This is a genomic window from Pseudomonas asgharzadehiana (genome assembly GCF_019139815.1).
GTDB classification, from domain to species: domain Bacteria; phylum Pseudomonadota; class Gammaproteobacteria; order Pseudomonadales; family Pseudomonadaceae; genus Aquipseudomonas; species Aquipseudomonas asgharzadehiana.
In genome coordinates this window covers 4,550,348-4,569,504 of sequence record NZ_CP077079.1, presented here as the reverse complement: position 1 = coordinate 4,569,504, position 19,157 = coordinate 4,550,348, and the positions used below count along the sequence as shown (strand labels likewise).

Sequence of the window (19,157 nt, the reverse complement as noted above, 5' to 3'; positions counted from 1 at the left end):
CCATCGCCGCGCCGGGCTGTGAAAAGCTCACAGGCTGTAACATAATCTTGACGACTATCTGCGCCCAGCGACAAAAAGACGCGGCGCCTACCCATTGTTCGGGCCTCTTCATGCGTATCAAAGTGCACTGCCAGAACCGCATCGGCATCCTGCGGGACATTCTCAACCTGCTGGTGGAGTACGGCGTCAACGTCGCCAAGGGCGAGGTCGGCGGGGAACATGGCAATGCCATCTATTTGTTTTGCCCGAACCTGGTGAACATGCAGTTCCAGGCACTGCGCCCGCAGTTCGAAGCGATTGCCGGGGTGTTTGGCGTGAAAAGGGTAGGGCTGATGCCCAGCGAGCGTCGACACATGGAACTCAACGCGTTGCTCGGCGCCCTGGAGTTCCCGGTGCTGTCCATCGATATGGGCGGCTCCATCGTCGCCGCCAACCGTGCGGCGGCGCAGTTGCTCGGTGTGCGGGTGGACGAGGTGCCGGGCATTCCGCTGTCGCGCTATGCCGAGGATTTCGACCTGCCGGAGTTGGTGCGTGCGAGCAAATCGCGGATCAACGGCCTGCGGGTCAAGGTCAAGGGCGACGTGTTCCTGGCGGATATCGCGCCGCTGCAATCGTCCGAGCACGATGACAGCGAAGCCATGGCCGGCGCCGTGCTGACCCTGCACCGCGCCGACCGTGTGGGGGAGCGCATCTACAACGTGCGCAAGCAGGAGCTGCGCGGCTTTGACAGCATTTTCCAAAGTTCCAGAGTCATGGCGGCGGTGGTGCGTGAAGCCCGGCGCATGGCACCGCTGGACGCGCCTCTATTAATAGAAGGCGAAACCGGCACCGGCAAAGAGCTGCTGGCGCGCGCCTGTCACCTGGCCAGCCCGCGTGGCCAATCGCCGCTGATGGCGTTGAACTGCGCCGGTTTGCCCGAATCGATGGCCGAGACCGAGCTGTTCGGCTATGGACCTGGCGCGTTTGAAGGCGCGCGGGCCGAGGGCAAGTTGGGGCTGTTGGAACTGACGGCGGGCGGTACGTTGTTTCTGGATGGCGTCGGGGAAATGAGCGCGCGCCTGCAGGTGAAATTGCTGCGCTTTCTGCAGGACGGCTGCTTCCGACGGGTCGGCAGCGATGAGGAGGTGTACCTGGATGTGCGGGTGATCTGCGCGACCCAGGTCGATTTGTCCGAACTGTGCGCCCGTGGCGAATTCCGCCAGGACCTCTATCACCGCCTCAACGTGCTGTCATTGCATATTCCGCCACTGCGCGAATGCCTCGATGGCCTGGCGCCGTTGGTCGAGCACTTTCTCGATCAGGCCAGTCGGCAGATCGGCTGCCCGCTGCCCAGGTTGGCGCCTGCCGCGATGGACAAGCTCAGCCACTACCACTGGCCGGGCAATGTGCGGCAGTTGGAAAACGTGCTGTTCCAGGCGGTGTCGTTGTGCGAGGGCGGGACGGTCAAGGCTGAGCATATTCGCCTGCCGGACTATGGCGTGCGTCAGCCGCTTGGCGATTTTTCCCTGGAGGGCGGCTTGGAGGCGATTGTCGGGCGCTTCGAGAAGGCGGTGCTGGAAAGTTTGTATGCCGAGCACCCCAGCAGTCGGCAATTGGGCAAGCGACTGGGCGTGTCGCATACCACCATCGCCAACAAACTGCGCGATTACGAGATTCTCAAGGCCGACAAATAACCCAAGGTGGGAGGGGGCTACACCCTCTCACATTGATCTGCGCCGTTGCCGTAAGCGGCAGTAGTCCGCCGTTTTTTCGACTATCCCTCCCTCCATATTTTTTAATGCCTTTGCGCAAGCCCCCGTGGTTGCTGGGCTTCGTCCTCTTTTGAAAAGTTGGTTCGCAAATTGCTTAAGCCTCCTCAGTACAGCGGTAGGCGGCAAGCCTGCGTCAGAAAGAGGAAAGAGTGTGGACAAGTACCTTTATGTGGCAATGACCGGCGCCAGCCAGAATGCACTGGCGCAGAAGGCCCATGCCAACAACTTGGCGAACATTTCCACCAACGGTTTTCAGCGTGACCTGGAACAGGCGCGTTCGATGCCGGTGTTCGGTGACAGCTTTCCGGCGCGGGCGTTTGCCATGACCGAACGCCCAGCCACCGATTTCAGCCCTGGCGCGATGATCGAAACCGGTCGTGACCTGGACGTGGCCGTCAATGGTGATGGCTGGATGGCCGTGCAAACCCCGGATGGCGGCGAAGCCTACGTGCGCAGCGCCAGCATGAACGTCGATGCATTGGGCGTGCTGCGTGCCGGTAACGGCATGCCGATCATGGGCAACGGTGGGCCGATTGCCGTACCGCCGCAGCAGAAGATTGAAGTGGGCGCCGACGGCACCATCAGCATTCGCGCCATGGGCGAAGGCCCGCGCGTGATGGCCGAGGTAGACCGCATCAAGCTGGTCCAGCCGGACCTCAAGAACATGAACAAGGGCCTCGATGGCACCATCCACACCAAGGATGGCCAGCCGGCCGTGGTCGATGCGAGCGTCAAGCTGACCTCGGGTTTCCTGCAGGCGAGCAACGTCAATGCTGTGGAAGAAATGACGGCGGTATTGGCGCTCTCCAAGCAATTCGAGCTGCACATCAAGATGATGAACAGCGCCAAGGAAGACGACCAGGCCATGACTCGCGTCATGCAGATGAGCTAAGTCATTCACTAATTTCGCAGCACGGCGCCAACAAACAGGCGCACAGAGGAGAACAGCATGCTTCCGGCTCTATGGGTTGCCAAAACAGGCCTGTCCGCCCAGGACACCAACCTGACCACCATTTCCAACAACCTGGCCAACGTGTCGACCACGGGTTTCAAACGTGACCGCGCCGAATTCCAGGACCTGCTCTATCAGATCAAGAAGCAGCCTGGCGCCCAGTCGACCCAGGACAGCGAACTGCCGTCGGGCCTGCAATTGGGTACAGGTGTGGCAATTGTCGGCACCCAGAAAAACTTCAGCGCCGGCAACCTGCAGCAGACCGGCCAGCCGCTGGACATGGCCATCAACGGCCGTGGTTTCTTCCAGATCCTGCAACCGGATGGCACCACGTCCTACACCCGTGACGGTACCTTCCACCTGGACTCCAATGGCCAGATCGTCACCGCCAACGGGTTCTCCCTGGAACCGGCCGTGATCGTGCCGGCCGATGCCAAGACCTTCACTGTCGGCAACGACGGCACCGTGTCGATCACCGTGGCCGGCAACCCGGCGTCGCAAGTGATCGGCAACCTGCAAACCGCCGACTTCATCAACCCGGCCGGCCTGCAGGCGATGGGCAACAACCTGTTCCTGGAAACCGCCTCCAGCGGCGCGCCGCAAATCGGCACCCCTGGCCTGAACGGTTTCGGTACCACGCTGCAAAGCACCCTGGAAACGTCCAACGTGAGCACCGTTGAAGAGATGGTCAACATGATCACCACTCAGCGCGCCTACGAGATGAACTCCAAGGTGATCTCCACCGCCGACCAGATGCTTTCGTTCGTAACGCAGAATCTGTAATCAAGTCTATGGGGCGCTCTTGAGGGCGCCTGCAACACCGTGAGGTAGGGTCATGAATCGCTATGTTTCCGTTCTGGCATTGAGTGGGATTGCCGTGCTCGCGGGCTGCGTCGCCCCGACGCCAAAACCCAATGACCCGTACTACGCGCCGGTGTTGCCGCGCACGCCGTTGCCGGCGGCGGCCAACAATGGCTCGATCTACCAGGCCGGTTTCGAACAGAACCTGTACAGCGACCGCAAGGCGTTCCGGGTCGGTGACATCATCACCATCACCCTCAACGAGCGCACCCAGGCGAGCAAGAACGCCAACTCCCAGGTGGGTAAAACCAGCAAGGCGGGCATTGGCCTGACCTCGTTGTTCGGCGCGGTGCCCAACGTCAATAACCCGTTGGGCGATGGCGACCTGAGCCTGAGCGCCGGCTACAGCGGCGACCGTGCCACCAACGGCAAGAGCGCGGCAGGGCAGGGCAACAGCCTGACCGGTTCGATCACCGTGACCGTGGCCGATGTATTGCCCAACGGCATCATCGCCGTGCGCGGTGAGAAGTGGATGACCCTCAACACCGGTGACGAGCTGGTACGCATCGCCGGCATGGTGCGCGCCGATGACATCTCCACCGACAACACCGTGCCGTCCACGCGGATTGCCGATGCACGCATTACCTATTCCGGCACCGGCGCGTTCGCTGATGCAAGCCAGCCGGGCTGGTTCGACCGTTTCTTCCTTAGCCCGCTGTTCCCTTTCTAGGTGGCCACTTTGAAACTCAAACAGCTGATGGCGGCCGCACTCCTGCTCTCGTTGAGCGCTGTCGCCCAGGCCGAGCGCCTGAAAGACATCGCCAGCATCTCCGGCGTGCGGTCCAACCAGTTGATCGGCTACGGCCTGGTGGTAGGGCTCAACGGTACGGGTGACCAGACCACTCAGACCCCGTTCACCCTGCAGACCTTCAACAACATGCTCTCGCAGTTCGGCATCAAGGTGCCGGCGGGCTCGGGCAACGTGCAACTCAAGAACGTCGCGGCAGTGTCCATCAGCGCCGAATTACCGGCGTTTTCAAAGCCGGGCCAGGCGGTGGACATTACCGTGTCGTCCATCGGTAACTCGAAAAGCCTGCGTGGTGGCACCTTGCTGATGACGCCGCTCAAAGGTATCGACGGCAACGTCTACGCCATCGCCCAGGGCAACCTGGTGGTGGGCGGGTTTGACGCCGAGGGCCGTGACGGTTCGAAGATCACCGTCAACGTGCCGTCGGCCGGTCGTATTCCCGGCGGCGCCACGGTGGAACGTACCGTGCCCAGCGGTTTCAACCAGGGCAATAGCCTGACCCTGAACCTCAACCGCTCCGACTTCACCACCGCCAAGCGCGTGGTCGACAAGATCAACGATATGCTCGGCCCTGGCGTGGCCCAGGCCATCGATGGCGGCTCGATCCGTGTAACCGCGCCGCTGGACCCAAGCCAGCGCGTGGATTACCTGTCGATCCTGGAAAACCTCGAAGTCGACCCGGGCCAGGCCGTGGCCAAAGTCATCATCAACTCGCGTACCGGCACCATCGTGATCGGCCAGAACGTCAAGGTGTCGCCGGCCGCGGTGACCCACGGCAGCCTGACCGTGACCATCACCGAAGACCCGATCGTCAGCCAGCCCGGGCCGCTGTCCAATGGCCAGACTGCCGTGGTGCCACGCTCGCGGGTCAATGCCCAGCAAGAAGCCAAGCCGATGTTCAAGTTCGGCCCCGGTACCACCCTGGATGAAATTGTCCGCGCGGTGAACCAGGTGGGCGCAGCCCCCGGCGACTTGATGGCGATCCTCGAAGCCTTGAAACAGGCCGGCGCCCTTCAAGCCGACCTGATCGTGATCTGAGGCCATGGTCATGGATATGCGCAAGAGCGGTCTTACCAGCACGGCGGACTCGGGGTCTTACTCCGACCTGAACCGGCTTAACCAGCTCAAGGTCGGTGACGACAAGAACAGCGAAGGCAACATGCGCAAGGTGGCGCAGGAGTTCGAGTCGCTGTTTCTCAACGAGATGCTCAAGTCGATGCGCTCGGCCACCGAGGTGTTGGGCAAGGACAACCCGATGAACACCCCGGCCGCCAAGCAGTATCAGGAGATGTACGACCAGCAATTGGCCGTGTCGATGTCCCGCGAAGGCGGCGGTATCGGCCTGGCCGACGTGCTGATGCGCCAGATGCAGAAGAACAAACCGGTGGACGCCCAGGCGGCCACCTTGCAGGGCCCGGCGGCTGCCGAGCCTGCGAAAAAAGCCGATGTGCCGACCGAAATTGCCGCCGGCACCCAGGCCACCGGGCCGCTGGGCCGCTCCAATGGTCAGCGCCCGCTGTGGGCTTACCGCGTAGCCGAGCCCCAGGCCGGTGCCGCTGCTGCCCACAGCAACGACATGGAGCTGATGAACCAGCGCCGTATCGCCTTGCCGAGCAAGCTGACCGATCGCCTGCTCGCCGGCATCGTGCCGACCACCCAGGCCGCCAGCGAGGCCAAGGCCGCGCCGCTGCGTAACAGCGCCTTGCAAGACAACGTGGTCAACAGCGCCGCGCGCAGCTTTGCCGTGCCCAGCGACCGCATGCAGATCTACAGCCGCGCCGTGGCCCAGCCGCCATTGGCGCCGGCGAAAAAGGCGTTCAGTTCACAGGATGAATTCGTCGCCACCATGTTGCCGATGGCCAAGGCGGCCGCTGCGCGCATCGGTGTCGATCCGAAGTACCTGGTGGCCCAGGCCGCCCTGGAGACCGGTTGGGGCAAATCGGTGATGCGCGCCGAGGACGGCAGCAGCAGCCACAACCTGTTCGGCATCAAGGCCGGCCAGAGCTGGCAGGGCGGCCAGGCACGTGCGATTACCAGCGAGTTTCGTGATGGGGCGATGGTCAAGGAAACGGCGCAGTTCCGCTCCTACGACTCCTACCAGGACAGCTTCCATGACCTGGTGACTTTGCTGCAAAGCAATGATCGCTATAAAGAAGTACTGAAGTCGGCCGACAACCCGGAACAGTTTGTGCGCGAGTTGCAAAAAGCCGGTTACGCCACCGACCCGGCCTACGCCAGCAAGATTTCGCAGATCGCAAAAACGATGAACAGTTACCAGAATTACGCTGCCGCTGGCGCGACCACTCATTTATAAGGTCTGAACCATGAGTTTGCTCAATATCGGGATGTCGGGTCTTAACGCCGCTCAAGGATCGTTGTCGGTCTTGAGTAACAACATCGCCAACGTTAATACGCCGGGCTATTCGCGCCAGCAGAGCAGTCAGACCGCCAATGCGTCGAACCAGTTCGGCGGTGTGTTTATCGGCAGCGGTACGACCCTGGCGGATGTGCGCCGGGTGTACAACGAGTACCTCGATGCCGCGTATCAGAACAGTACCTCGCTGAGTGCCGATGCCAATGCGTACCTGGGTCAGGTCAGCAGCGTGGACAAGCTGTTGTCGGATCGCACCACGGGCATGTCGTCGGTCCTCAGCACGTTTTTCGCAACGTTGCAGACGGCGTCTTCGAACCCCAATGATCTTTCGGCCCGGCAGTTGCTGGTTGCCAATGCCCAGACCCTGACCAATCGCTTCAACTCGCTGTCGACGCAACTGACCCAGCAAAAAGAAACCATCAATAGCCAGTTGAGCACGATGAGCGATCAGGTCAACCAACTGACGTCTTCGATCGCTTCGCTCAACAAGCAGATCAAACAGGCCCAGGGTTCGGCCAGCAGCCCACCGGCTAACCTGCTGGACTCGCGCAACGAGGCCGTGCGTGCGCTCAACGAGCTGATCGGCGTGACGGCGACGGAAAAGAACGGCCAGTTCAGCATTAACACCGGTACCGGGCAGTCGCTGGTGGAAGGCGGTATTTCCAACACTATTTCGGCGGTGCCGAGCAAAAGCGATAACAGCCAATACACCATTCAGTTGAATGTCAGCGGCACCACCCTGGACCTCGGTTCGGTCGTCACCGGCGGCAGCATTGGTGGCCTGTTGCGTTATCGCAGCGATGCGTTGATGCCCGCCATCAATGAGCTGGGCCGTCTGGCCGTGGCCACCGCGGACACCGTCAACAATCAGCTGGGCCAGGGCCTGGACCTGAACGGTGAATTCGGCACCTCGCTGTTCAAGGACATCAACAGTGCCACGGCCATCGCTTCACGCAGCCAGGGCGCGTCGGGTAACAGCGCGACGGCAAGCAACCTGAACGTGACGATCACCGACAGCAGTAAGCTCACGACATTCGACTACAAGGTCACCTTCAGCGACCAGGCCAACCCGAACATGGTGACGGTGCTGCGCTCCGACGGTAAGGCCATGGGCACCTTCGACATCACGGCCGCGAACCAGGTGCCGATGGACGGCTTCACTCTGGCGCTCGATGGTAAGGGCACCATGAGCTACCCGGACAGCTTCAAGGTCAGTCCAACCGCCACCGGGGCCAGCGCCATCGGAGTGGATATGGTCGATGCCAACAAGCTCGCGTTTGCCGGGCCGCTGATTGGCGAAAGTGGCAAGACCAACGCTGGCACGGGCACGTTTACCCAGCCGTCGTTGACCGTGCCGCTGGATATCCACGGGGGCGCTGCGACTGCGCAGTTGCGTACGGATATCAAAGCGCTGATGCCGGTAAAAATGGTCTTCGACAAGCCGGCGGCGGATGGCACGCAGTCGTACACGATCAGCAATGCCCAGGGCAAACCGCTGGGTACCGGCACCATCATTCCGGGGCAGGGCAACAAGATCACCGTGAATGTGCCCGAACTGGACGCCACTGGCGCCGTGATCCCGGGGTCCGGTTTCAAATTCGACACCACCATCAACGGTTCGCCGGCGGGTGGTGACAGCACGACCTTTTCGTTCAACAGTGGCGGCAAATCCGATGGCCGTAACGCTCAGCAGTTGCTCGATCTGCAGACCAAGGCCACGGTCGGCCTGGGCGACGGTAACGTGGGGGTGAGCCTGACCGGCGCCAACAGCCGCCTGGTTTCCCAGGTGGGTGCCAAGGCGAACCAGTCTGGCGTTGATGTTTCCGCGACAGGGGCGTTGCTGGCAGCCAACAAAGCCGCGCGTAACTCGGTGTCCGGGGTCAACCTGGATGACGAGGCGGGCGACATGATCAAGTTCCAGCAGTACTACACCGCATCGTCACAGATCATTAAGGCTGCGCAAGAAACCTTCACCACATTGATCAATAGCCTTTGAGGGAGCCTGGGAAGATGCGTATTTCTACACAGCAATATTTCGAAACCAGCTCCGCCAACTACCAGCAGAATTATTCCAGCGTGGTGAAGGCCCAGGATCAGGCCAGCAGCGGCGTGCGCGTGCAAACGGCGGCGGATGATCCGGTGGCGGCGGCGCGGTTGCTGATGCTGCAACAGCAGAAAGATATGCTGGCGCAGTTCAATGGCAATATCGACACGCTGAAAAATTCATTGAGTACCGAAGACAGCGTGCTGGAAAACATCAATATCGCTGTGCAGAAGGCCAGTGAGTTGGCCCTGAAGGCGGGTAACGTGGGTATCAGTGACGCCGACCGCAAGTCGATTGCAGCTGAGGTCGGTTCCCTTGAAGACCAGATCATGGGCCTGCTCAACACCAAGGACGCCAGCGGCAATTACCTGTTTTCCGGAAGCAAGACCGATACCCCGCCGTATTCGCGCAACAACGACGGCACCTACACGTATAAGGGCGACGACACTCCGCTGACCCTGAAAGTGGCAGAGAACTTGTCGATTTCGATGGGTGATACCGCCAAGAGCATGCTTGAGACGGCCGCCAACACCGGGCGTACGCAAGCCACGCGCGTGCTGCCGAACCCGCTTGTGGATGTGGATGACGGTAAAGTCACCGTGTCGGCGGGCCTGATCGCTTCAGGCACCACCAGCGTTAAATTTGCCGACGGCCAACCGTATAAGCTGACGTTTGTCAGCAGTACGCAGTACACCGTCCAGGACGCCGCCGGCCAGGACATCACCGCCGAGATCCCGGGCAATGGCACCTTCGATTCCACCAAGGAAGGGGCTTCCACCATCAACCTGCGTGGGGTCAAGTTCGATATCGGCTTGAACCTGGGCAAAGGCGTATTGCCGGGCGCGCCGTCGGACGCCGTGGTCGCGGGACGTGAGTTCAGCCTCTCGATCAAGCCAGACTCGTTCAGCGTATCCCGTACGCCGAGCAACCCGAGCACGGCGCAGTTGACGGGCGGCGCAGTGACCGATCCGGCGGCCTATTCGAGTACCTTTCCCAACTCCGGCATGGTGGTCAAGTTTGGCGCGGCGGGGGCTTACAGTGTCTATGCCCAGCCATACACTGCCGACAGCAAAGCGATTGCCAGCGATACACTCGCCGCCGGTGCCACCTCAATCACAGTGGCGGGCGTCACGCTGGGCGTGAGTGCCGACCCGCAAGACGGTGACCAGTTCCTGGTCGGTGCCACCAGCAACAAGAATGAAAATGTGCTCGATACCCTGGGGCGTCTGCGTAAAACCCTGGAGACACCGTCGGATGGCAACCCGGCAGCGCAAAAGGAACTCAAGGATGTGGTGGCCAGGTCCATCGGTAACCTGACCAATGCCTACAGTCAGGTCGACCAGATCCGCGGGGGCATCGGTGCGCGCCTCAATACCCTGGATATTCAGGTGCAGGAAAACACCAGCCTCAGCCTGGCCAACACCACCACCATGAATTCGTTGGGCAATGTCGACTTCGCCGAAGCCGCCATCAACCTCAGCCTGCAACAAACCATGCTGCAGGCGTCGCAGCTGGCGTTCGTGAAAATCTCGCAGTTGAGCCTGTTCAACAAGATGTGATCGGCGCTCTGTCATGCAATGGCCCAGCCTGGAAACAGGCTGGGCCATTGTCGTTTTCGCGGCTTAATTGTTTGAAGGTTTTGCATAAACCACACACAATTAGGTGACCTGTGAGTCATAAAGCGCATCTTCACTGTATCGTGTGAAAAGGATAAGTCGTCACAGGGTCCTTGCGGGGCGGCTTTCAGTGAGATTGTTACGGGGTTATCCCCTTTATTGTCAGCACTCCAGGCGTAGCCCGAGGGGTGTTCTCCAGCTATTTAGTATTGGGAAGCCACAATGATTGGCATAAAAAGCATCGCCAGTTACGTGCCGGTAGACGGGATCGATAACTACGCCCAGGGTGCCAAATTCGCCAAGGATGAAGAATTCATCATCGGCAAGATCGGTTCCGCGTTCCTGCCGCGCAAGGCAGCTGCGCAGGAAACCTCCGATCTGTGTGTCGAGGCGGTCAACGCTTTGTTTGCCAACAACCCGGATTTGAAGCGCGAATCGATTGACGCGCTGATCGTCGTCACCCAGAACGGTGATGAAGAGGGCTTGCCCCACACAGCGGCCATCGTCCAGGACAAACTGGGCCTGCCGACCCACGTTGCCGCGTTTGATATTTCCCTGGGCTGCTCCGGTTATGTCTACGGCATCTACGCGATGAAGGGCTTCATGGAAGCCGCCGGCCTGAAAAACGGCCTGCTGGTCACCGCCGACCCGTACTCCAAGATCGTCGACCCGGAAGACCGCAACACCACTATGCTGTTTGGCGATGCCGCCACCGCCACCTGGATGGGCGAAGACGCCTTCTGGCAGCTCGGCAAGGCCAAGTTCGGCACCGACGGTTCAGGCGCGCCGCACTTGAAGGTCAGCGACGGCGTGTTCTTCATGAACGGCCGCCAGGTCTTCAACTTCGCCTTGCTCAAGGTGCCGGCGCATCTGCACGAGCTGCTCAACGAGTCTGACCTCAAGGCCGATGAGATCGATGCGTTCTGTATTCACCAGGGCAGCGCGGCGATTGTCGACGCCGTGGCGCGCCGTTTCGAAGATGCACCGGTGGACAAGTTCATCAAGGACATGGTCGAGACCGGTAACACCGTGTCGTCGAGCATTCCGTTGCTGCTGGAAAAGCACGTGATGGATGCCACCTGGAAACGCGTGGCAGTCAGTGGTTTTGGTGTGGGGTTGTCGTGGGGGTCGGCGATTCTTTATCGTCCGTGAGGCTGCCGTAGACCGCGTTCACCGCAAAAGCAAACGCCGATGATCAAAAGATCATCGGCGTTTTTTATTTGGCGCCAAAAAAGCCCGTAAAAGTGGGTGTTTGCGGGGGTCTAAACCCTTGAATTACAAGGGGTGGCACCGCGCCAGTAAAAAAAATCAAAAAAACCCTCAAGCAACCGGCTACCACGACGATAACTATTACGTAGGTTCTCTAGGCCACACCCGGCGGTTGCCAGGGCCGGAAGCCGCAGCATCCAATCAACGAGGATTTCGTCATGGCATTATCAGTAAACACCAACATCACTTCCCTGGGTGTCCAGAAGAACCTGAACAAAGCTTCCGACGCTCTGAGCCAGTCGATGAACCGTCTGTCCTCCGGCCTGAAAATCAACAGCGCCAAAGACGACGCTGCCGGCATGCAGATCGCCAACCGTCTGAACAACCAGGTCAAAGGCCTGAACGTTGCAATCTCCAACGCCAACAACGGCGTGTCGATTGCCCAGACCGCTGAAGGCGCGATGCAAGAATCCACCAACACCCTGCAGCGTCTGCGTGAACTCGCCCTGCAAGCGGCGAACGGTGATAAAAGCGACGCTGACCGTGTTTCCCTGCAGCAAGAATTCACCGCTAAAGTGGGCGAGCTGAACCGTATCGCCAGCACCACCACCTTCGGTGGTCGTAACCTGCTGGACGGCTCGTTCAACAACGTAGCATTCCAGATCGGCGCCAACGCCAACGAGACTATCTCGTTCGGTATGACCGATATCAGCTCTACCGCTCTGAAAGGCAACTACAAAGAAGCTGCCGTAAACGGCGCTGCAATGACTGGCCTAGCTGCTACCGCTACTGGTTCGGTTGTTGGCGATAAGGCAACTGTTACAGGTTCCGCCGCTGCGACTGCACTTGCTGCTGGTGATGCAATTACCATTAACGGTACTTCAATCACTCTGGCCACTGGTGCAGTTGCTGCTGGTGCAGCTGCTGGTACCGCTGCTGTCGCCGCTATCAACGCACAAACAGCAACCACTGGCGTTACCGCAAGCACAACCGCTGCAGGCATTGTCTCTCTGTCTTCCAGCAGTGCAATCACCATTGGTGCCACCCCAGCTACCGGTCCTACCGCTCTGGGCATGACAGCTGGTACTACCGCTGCCGCTACCCCGACCACTCTGGCTGCTGCCGGTTCGGTTTCTGTAAATGGCAACAACGTGACTTGGGCTGCGAACGCTACCATCGCCAGCGTCGTAACAAGCCTGACAACCGCTGCCGGTACTGGTGGTACTGCATCGTTCACCAACGGTCGTTTCCAGGTGACCTCTGGTCAGGGCGCTGACATCAAGCTGGCCAACAACACCAGCGGTTCTCTGTCGCAGTTGGGTCTGTCCGCCGGTACTACTCAGGCCAAGTTGACCGCAGATACCTCGATCAGCCTCAACGGTGTTGAAGTCAAGTTCAAGAAAGGCGATACCGCTGACGCGATCGTTTCTTCGATCAACAGCGCCAGCACCGGTGTTCAAGCCAGCAAAAACGCTGACGGCACTCTGAACTTGTTCGCTGACAAAGACATTACCGTTAAAGACGGCAGCGCAGGTACTGGCCTGGCTGCACTGGGTCTGACCACTGTCGCTGCTGCCGGCACCAAGGCTGCTGTGACCATGGAAACCACCGTTTCCGACCTGAACATCCTGACTGCCGCTTCTTCGCAGCAGGCTATCCAGGCTCTGGACGACGCCATGCAGCAGATCGACAGCCAGCGTTCGCAGCTGGGTGCCGTACAAAACCGCTTCGCCAGCACCGTGGCCAACCTGCAGAGCATTTCGCAGAACTCCTCCGCTGCCAAAGGCCGCGTAGAAGACGCTGACTTTGCTTCTGAAGCTGCTGAACTGACCAAGCAACAAACCCTGCAACAGGCTTCCACTGCGATCCTGTCCCAGGCCAACCAACTGCCATCCTCTGTTCTGAAGCTGCTTCAGTAATAGGCGGTAGCGGTTAAATAACGGGAGGGTGCGTTTAACAACGTGCCCTTCCGTTTTTTCAGTTTGGAGGTGGTGACATGGACATGAGCATCAAGCTGAACACGCCTTACCTCTCTGGCACAGTCCAGCCCAGCGCCACACCCGTGGTCGCTCAGGCCAAGCCTGCAGCCAGCATTGAGCCAGTCCAAGGCGAAGAGCCACAGCGCGTTGCGCTGGAAAAAGCGGTAACCGATATACGTGAGTTTGTGCAGGCTTCACAGCGCAACCTGGATTTTTCCATCGATGACTCCACCGGCAAAGTGGTCGTCAAGGTGATCGCCACTGACAGTGGTGAAGTAATTCGACAGATTCCATCGGAAACTGCGCTGAAGTTGGCGCAGAACCTGAGCGATGCCAGCAGCCTGTTGTTTGACAGCAAGGCTTGAGTTGGCACGAAACATGTTTCTGATTGCGGTCAGGGCGCGCTCGCGCCAAAAAAACGGCCGCTGCAGAACAAGGAGAATGGCAAATGGCTAGTTCAACGATTTCCGGCCCAGGTTCGGGCTATGACACCCAGGCTATCGTCAAGGCATTGGTGGGGGCTGAACAGGCACCCAAGCAAGCTCAGATCACCAGCGAGCAGAAAAAGGCCACCGTGCAGCTGTCTGCGGTTGGTTCGGTCAAGACGGCGCTGGAAGCCTACCAGGCGGCGATCACCAAGTTGAACAATGCCTCGGCCTTCAACGGTCTGGCGGCGACTTCTTCGGAAGAGAAAAACGCTAAGGTCACCCTGACTGACGGTGCGTCCAGCGGCAAATACCGATTGGAAATTGCCAGCCTAGCCACGGCCTCGAAAGTCACTACAGCCGTCAATGCGGACGGCGCATCGGGCAAGGCCAACAGCACGGACGAAGACCAGACGCTGACCATCAACCAGTCGGGCAAGAGCTACGACGTGGTGATTCCGGGCGGCGCGACCTTGCAGCAGGTGCGCGAGTCCATCAATGCCCAGTTCTCGTCCCAGGGCATCAGCGCCAACGTGCTGAGTGACTCCAACGGCGCGCGCCTCGTGTTGACCTCGACCAATATGGGTGAAGGCACCGACATCACCCTGACAGGCGACTCGCAACTGGCTGTCGGTTATGACAAGGGTGCGGCGCCGACTAACGCCAAATACTCCATTGATGGCGTTGCCATGTCATCCACCAGCAACAAGATCACGAATGCCATCAGTGGCGTGACCCTGGATCTGTTGGACACATTCGACATCGCCAAGCCGACGACTATCACCGTGTCCAGTAACACCGACACGCTGAAAACCTCGGTACAGTCCTTCGTTACCGCGTACAACGCGCTGATGACGGCCGTCAACACCCAGACCAAAGTCACCGCGACCGGCGACGCCTCGACCACCACCGCAGGCGCGTTGACCGGCGATGCCTCGATGCGTCAATTGGTGAACAGCCTGCGTTCCGAACTGGTGAGCGGCTCCGGCGCGGGCACCATGACCAGCCTGGCGCAGATGGGGATCACCACTGACCAGAAAACCGGCCTGCTGAGCCTGGACGATACGGCGTGGAACAAGGCGGTGGTCAAGGGCGCTGGCGATATTGCCAAGCTGTTCACAGGCGACACTGGCTTGATCACGCGCATGAACAAGGCGACCAGCAGCTACGTGGGCACCACGGGCACCCTGGCGACCCGTGCCACTGATCTGAATAACAAGTTGACCGACTTGACCAAAGAGACGGACGACCTGACACGGCGTATGGATGCTTTGCAAAAATCCCTGACGGCCAAGTACACCGCCATGGACACCATGATCGCGCAGATCAACTCCAGCAGCTCCAGCATCATGACCACCCTCAACTCGCTGAATAATCCGAAGTCGAGCTGATGGGCGGTGCGCCGGCAGGCCCTGCTTCAGGGCCCTGGCGCGTGGTTCTGGATTAAAGTTTTAGCCGCCACGGTCGAAAAACTGGTTAAGCAAACCTATTCGATTGTCGCCAGTAACGAGGTAGCAACATGAACCCGATGAGAGCCCTTCGCCAGTACCAGAAGGTCAATTCCCATGCTCAGGTCTCCGAGGCCAGCCCGCATCGCCTGGTGCAGATGCTGATGGAAGGCGGTCTGGATCGTATGGCGCAGGCCAAGGGGGCGTTGAGTCGCGGTGATATTGCACAAAAAGGGCTGATGCTGGGCAAGGCAATTGAAATTATTTCCGGCCTGCGCGATGGGCTGGAGCCGGAGAAAGCTGAAGATCCGGCAGCCATACAGCGTCTGGATGCGCTGTATAACTACATGGGCAATCGTTTGGTAGAGGCTAATCAGGTCAATGATGCCGACATGATCGACGAAGTCGCCCGTCTGCTGATCACAGTCAAGACCGGCTGGGATGCCATCGCTCCACAATAAGGCGGATCGCCTTGAGGTACGCATCATGAGCCAAGCACTGCAACGCATCGACGAAACCCGCGAAGCCCTGATCGGCGCGCTGGCTGAGCGCAACTGGGAGGCCGTTGGCGAGTTGGACCTGGGATGCCGCGCAGCGATTGATGAGGTGCTCAGTGAGCCACCGGTGGACGAAGCTGCATTGCGCGAGAAGCTAGAGAGCCTGTTGGCGGTTTACCAGCAGTTGCTTGAGGTGACGACGGGCGAGCGCCAGGCGATTTTTGAAGAGATGTCGCAGATCAACCAAGCGAAGAATGCGTCAAAGGTCTACCATCTTTTCGGCTGAGCAGACGCAGTTAATCCAACCGGCGCGTCATAAATTTGACCGTGCCAGCTTTTTTGACTTAACTAGTGCTGTTTTCAGAGTTCAGACGTCTATAGAGTACGAAGTCCTACAGCCGTCTCGATTGCCCTTACACCGGGCAGGAAGTTTTACTAGGGAAGTTGCTATTGCATGTGGCGTGAAACCAAAATTCTGCTGATTGATGACGATAGCGTCCGTCGCCGCGACTTGGCGGTGATTTTAAATTTTCTTGGCGAAGAAAATTTGCCCTGCGGTAGCCATGATTGGCAGCAGGCTGCGAGCTCATTGTCATCGAGCCGTGAAGTCATTTGTGTACTGATCGGGACGGTAAATGCTCCTGGCGCTGTTTTGGGCTTGTTAAAGACACTGTCTACCTGGGATGAGTTCCTTCCGGTGTTGCTGATCGGCGATATTTCTTCTGTCGAGCTGCCGGAAGACCAGCGCCGCCGTGTGCTTTCCACCCTGGAAATGCCACCCAGCTACAGCAAATTGCTCGATTCCCTGCACCGTGCCCAGGTCTATCGCGAGATGTACGACCAGGCCCGCGAGCGCGGTCGCCACCGCGAACCCAACCTGTTCCGCAGCCTGGTCGGCACCAGCCGTGCCATCCAGCACGTGCGCCAGATGATGCAGCAAGTGGCCGATACCGACGCCAGCGTGCTGATCCTCGGCGAGTCGGGCACCGGCAAGGAAGTGGTCGCGCGCAACCTGCACTACCATTCCAAGCGTCGCGACGGGCCGTTTGTGCCGGTCAACTGCGGGGCGATCCCGGCAGAGTTGCTTGAAAGTGAGTTGTTCGGCCACGAGAAGGGCGCCTTTACCGGGGCGATCACCAGCCGTGCCGGGCGTTTCGAGCTGGCCAACGGCGGCACCCTGTTCCTTGACGAAATCGGCGACATGCCGCTGCCGATGCAGGTCAAGCTGCTGCGCGTGTTGCAGGAACGTACGTTCGAACGCGTGGGCAGCAACAAGACCCAGAGCGTCGACGTGCGCATCATTGCCGCGACCCACAAGAACCTCGAAAGCATGATCGAGGTCGGCAGCTTCCGCGAAGACCTTTACTACCGCCTCAACGTCTTCCCTATCGAGATGGCCCCGCTGCGTGAGCGCGTGGAAGACATCCCGCTGCTGATGAACGAATTGATCTCGCGCATGGAACACGAAAAACGCGGCTCGATTCGCTTCAATTCCGCCGCGATCATGTCCCTGTGCCGTCATGGCTGGCCGGGCAACGTCCGTGAACTGGCCAACCTGGTGGAGCGCATGGCGATCATGCACCCCTACGGTGTGATCGGCGTGGTCGAGTTGCCGAAGAAATTCCGCTATGTCGACGACGAAGACGAGCAAATGGTCGACAGCCTGCGCAGCGACATGGAAGAGCGAGTGGCCATCAACGGCCATGCGCCGGACTTCGCGTCCACCGCCATGCTGCCGCCGGAAGGCCTGGACCTCAAAGACTACCTCGGCAACCTGGAACAAGGCTTGATCCAGCAGGCCCTGGACGACGCCAACGGCATCGTCGCCCGTGCCGCCGAGCGCTTGCGCATCCGCCGAACCACCCTGGTGGAGAAGATGCGCAAGTACGGTATGAGCCGTCGCGAAGGTGATGAACAGGCGGATGATTGACGCCTGTTTTTCAACTGACTGATTTATAGCTGGTTTTTTTTAGGCACGGGTATTGCTACAGCCCTCGCAACGTTCCGTTTAACTGACGGTCAGCCAAGCGAGAGAGCATGATGCCCCACGCCGCCCAACTTCCTTCGGCCCCTGCCATCCAGGGGCTGGTTCCGCCTGTAGAACCGCTGGCCCGGCAGGGTCTTGAGCACGCGTTCTCGCAGTTCAGCCAGATGTCGAGCCAACTGAGCGATTCCTACAGCCTGCTGGAAGCCCGCGTATCCGAGCTCAAGGGCGAACTGGCGGTGGTCAGCGCCCAGCGCATGGAAGAGCTGGCCGAGAAAGAGCGCCTGGCCAACCGTTTGCAAAACCTGCTGGATTTGTTGCCCGGTGGCGTCATCGTCATCGACGACCAGGGCCGCGTGCGCGAAGCCAACCCGGCAGCCTGCGACCTGCTCGGCCTGCCGCTGGAAGGCGAGCTGTGGCGTCATGTCATCACCCGCTGCTTTGCGCCGCGTGAAGACGACGGCCACGAAATTTCCCTCAAGGACGGGCGCCGCCTGTCTATCGCCACGCGTTCTCTGGATGCCGAGCCCGGTCAGTTGGTGCTGCTCAATGACCTGACTGAAACCCGTCACCTGCAAGACCAACTGGCGCGCCACGAGCGTTTGTCGTCGTTGGGACGCATGGTTGCTTCGTTGGCCCATCAGATCCGCACGCCATTGTCGGCGGCGTTGATCTATGCCAGCCATTTGACCGACGAGCAGTTGCCCGCCGCCACCCACCAACGTTTTGCCGGGCGCCTCAAAGAGCGCCTGCACGAGTTGGAGCATCAGGTGCGCGATATGCTGGTGTTCGCCCGTGGCGAATTGCCGCTGACCGACCGCGTCACTCCCGGCCAGTTGATGCAGGCCCTGCAAGCGGCGGCCTCCACGCATATCCAGGATGCCCACGTGCGCTGGCAATGCGACAGCCACCTTGGTGAGTTGCTGTGCAACCGCGACACCCTGGTGGGCTCGCTGCTCAACCTGATCGAAAACGCCATCCAGGCCAGCGGCCCCGGCGTGCGGCTCAAGGTGCACCTGTACCACCGCGAGCAAACCCTGCGCCTGTGCATCAGCGACAACGGCAGCGGCATTGAGCCGACCGTGTTGCGACGCCTCGGCGAACCCTTTTTTACCACCAAGACCAACGGCACCGGGCTGGGCCTGACCGTGGTCAAGGCCGTGGCGCGTGCCCATCAGGGAGAATTGCAACTGCGTTCCCGTGTCGGGCGTGGCACTTGTGCATTGATGACCTTGCCGCTGTTTTCATGCGCGGCAAGCGCGGAGTAAA

16 protein-coding genes are annotated in these 19,157 nt (G+C 59.9%); all 16 read left to right on the top strand.

Annotated features, from left to right (window positions below):
- The first annotated feature begins 110 nt into the window (after nt 1-110).
- Nucleotides 111-1,673, top strand: coding sequence for a sigma-54-dependent phenylalanine hydroxylase transcriptional regulator PhhR (locus tag KSS96_RS20605; protein ID WP_017527600.1), 1,563 nt, complete (start codon nt 111-113; stop codon nt 1,671-1,673).
- A 229-nt stretch (nt 1,674-1,902) separates the two neighbouring features.
- Nucleotides 1,903-2,643, top strand: a complete 741-nt coding sequence (locus KSS96_RS20600; protein WP_017527601.1) for a flagellar basal body rod protein FlgF — start codon at nt 1,903-1,905, stop codon at nt 2,641-2,643.
- A gap of 57 nt (nt 2,644-2,700) precedes the next feature.
- Nucleotides 2,701-3,486: a flagellar basal-body rod protein FlgG gene (gene flgG, locus KSS96_RS20595; protein ID WP_017527602.1), complete on the top strand. Its 786-nt coding sequence runs from the start codon at nt 2,701-2,703 to the stop codon at nt 3,484-3,486.
- Between the two features lie 52 nt (nt 3,487-3,538).
- Complete coding sequence (gene flgH / locus KSS96_RS20590) at nt 3,539-4,234, top strand: flagellar basal body L-ring protein FlgH (RefSeq protein ID WP_010208725.1); 696 nt, start codon at nt 3,539-3,541, stop codon at nt 4,232-4,234.
- A 27-nt stretch (nt 4,235-4,261) separates the two neighbouring features.
- On the top strand, nt 4,262-5,350 hold the full coding sequence (locus KSS96_RS20585) for a flagellar basal body P-ring protein FlgI (RefSeq protein ID WP_032883431.1): 1,089 nt from the start codon (nt 4,262-4,264) through the stop codon (nt 5,348-5,350).
- 4 nt (nt 5,351-5,354) lie between these two features.
- Nucleotides 5,355-6,626: a flagellar assembly peptidoglycan hydrolase FlgJ gene (gene flgJ / locus KSS96_RS20580; protein ID WP_032883425.1), complete on the top strand. Its 1,272-nt coding sequence runs from the start codon at nt 5,355-5,357 to the stop codon at nt 6,624-6,626.
- Nucleotides 6,627-6,636: 10 nt separating this feature from the next.
- Nucleotides 6,637-8,682 carry a flagellar hook-associated protein FlgK gene (flgK, locus tag KSS96_RS20575; protein ID WP_068938085.1) on the top strand — a complete coding sequence of 682 codons (2,046 nt, stop codon included), beginning with the start codon at nt 6,637-6,639 and terminating at the stop codon, nt 8,680-8,682.
- Nucleotides 8,683-8,696: 14 nt separating this feature from the next.
- A complete protein-coding gene (locus tag KSS96_RS20570; RefSeq protein WP_017527606.1) occupies nt 8,697-10,289 on the top strand; it encodes a flagellar hook-associated protein 3 in 1,593 nt (530 codons plus the stop codon).
- Nucleotides 10,290-10,568: 279 nt separating this feature from the next.
- Nucleotides 10,569-11,498: a ketoacyl-ACP synthase III gene (locus KSS96_RS20565; protein WP_065878075.1), complete on the top strand. Its 930-nt coding sequence runs from the start codon at nt 10,569-10,571 to the stop codon at nt 11,496-11,498.
- Between the two features lie 275 nt (nt 11,499-11,773).
- Entirely contained in the window at nt 11,774-13,474 is a 1,701-nt protein-coding gene (locus tag KSS96_RS20560) for a flagellin N-terminal helical domain-containing protein (protein WP_135196173.1), read from the top strand.
- Nucleotides 13,475-13,551: 77 nt separating this feature from the next.
- A complete protein-coding gene (locus KSS96_RS20555) occupies nt 13,552-13,899 on the top strand; it encodes a flagellar protein FlaG (RefSeq protein ID WP_017527609.1) in 348 nt (115 codons plus the stop codon).
- A gap of 83 nt (nt 13,900-13,982) precedes the next feature.
- The gene (gene fliD, locus KSS96_RS20550) at nt 13,983-15,350 is read left to right on the top strand and encodes a flagellar filament capping protein FliD (RefSeq protein ID WP_017527610.1); all 1,368 of its coding nucleotides are present in this window, start codon (nt 13,983-13,985) and stop codon (nt 15,348-15,350) included.
- A gap of 128 nt (nt 15,351-15,478) precedes the next feature.
- On the top strand, nt 15,479-15,868 hold the full coding sequence (fliS, locus tag KSS96_RS20545) for a flagellar export chaperone FliS (RefSeq protein WP_017527611.1): 390 nt from the start codon (nt 15,479-15,481) through the stop codon (nt 15,866-15,868).
- A 25-nt stretch (nt 15,869-15,893) separates the two neighbouring features.
- A complete protein-coding gene (fliT, locus tag KSS96_RS20540) occupies nt 15,894-16,190 on the top strand; it encodes a flagellar protein FliT (protein WP_017527612.1) in 297 nt (98 codons plus the stop codon).
- 168 nt (nt 16,191-16,358) lie between these two features.
- A complete protein-coding gene (locus tag KSS96_RS20535) occupies nt 16,359-17,834 on the top strand; it encodes a sigma-54 dependent transcriptional regulator (RefSeq protein ID WP_017527613.1) in 1,476 nt (491 codons plus the stop codon).
- 110 nt (nt 17,835-17,944) lie between these two features.
- A complete protein-coding gene (locus KSS96_RS20530; RefSeq protein ID WP_068938087.1) occupies nt 17,945-19,156 on the top strand; it encodes a sensor histidine kinase in 1,212 nt (403 codons plus the stop codon).
- Nucleotide 19,157 lies beyond the last annotated feature (1 nt).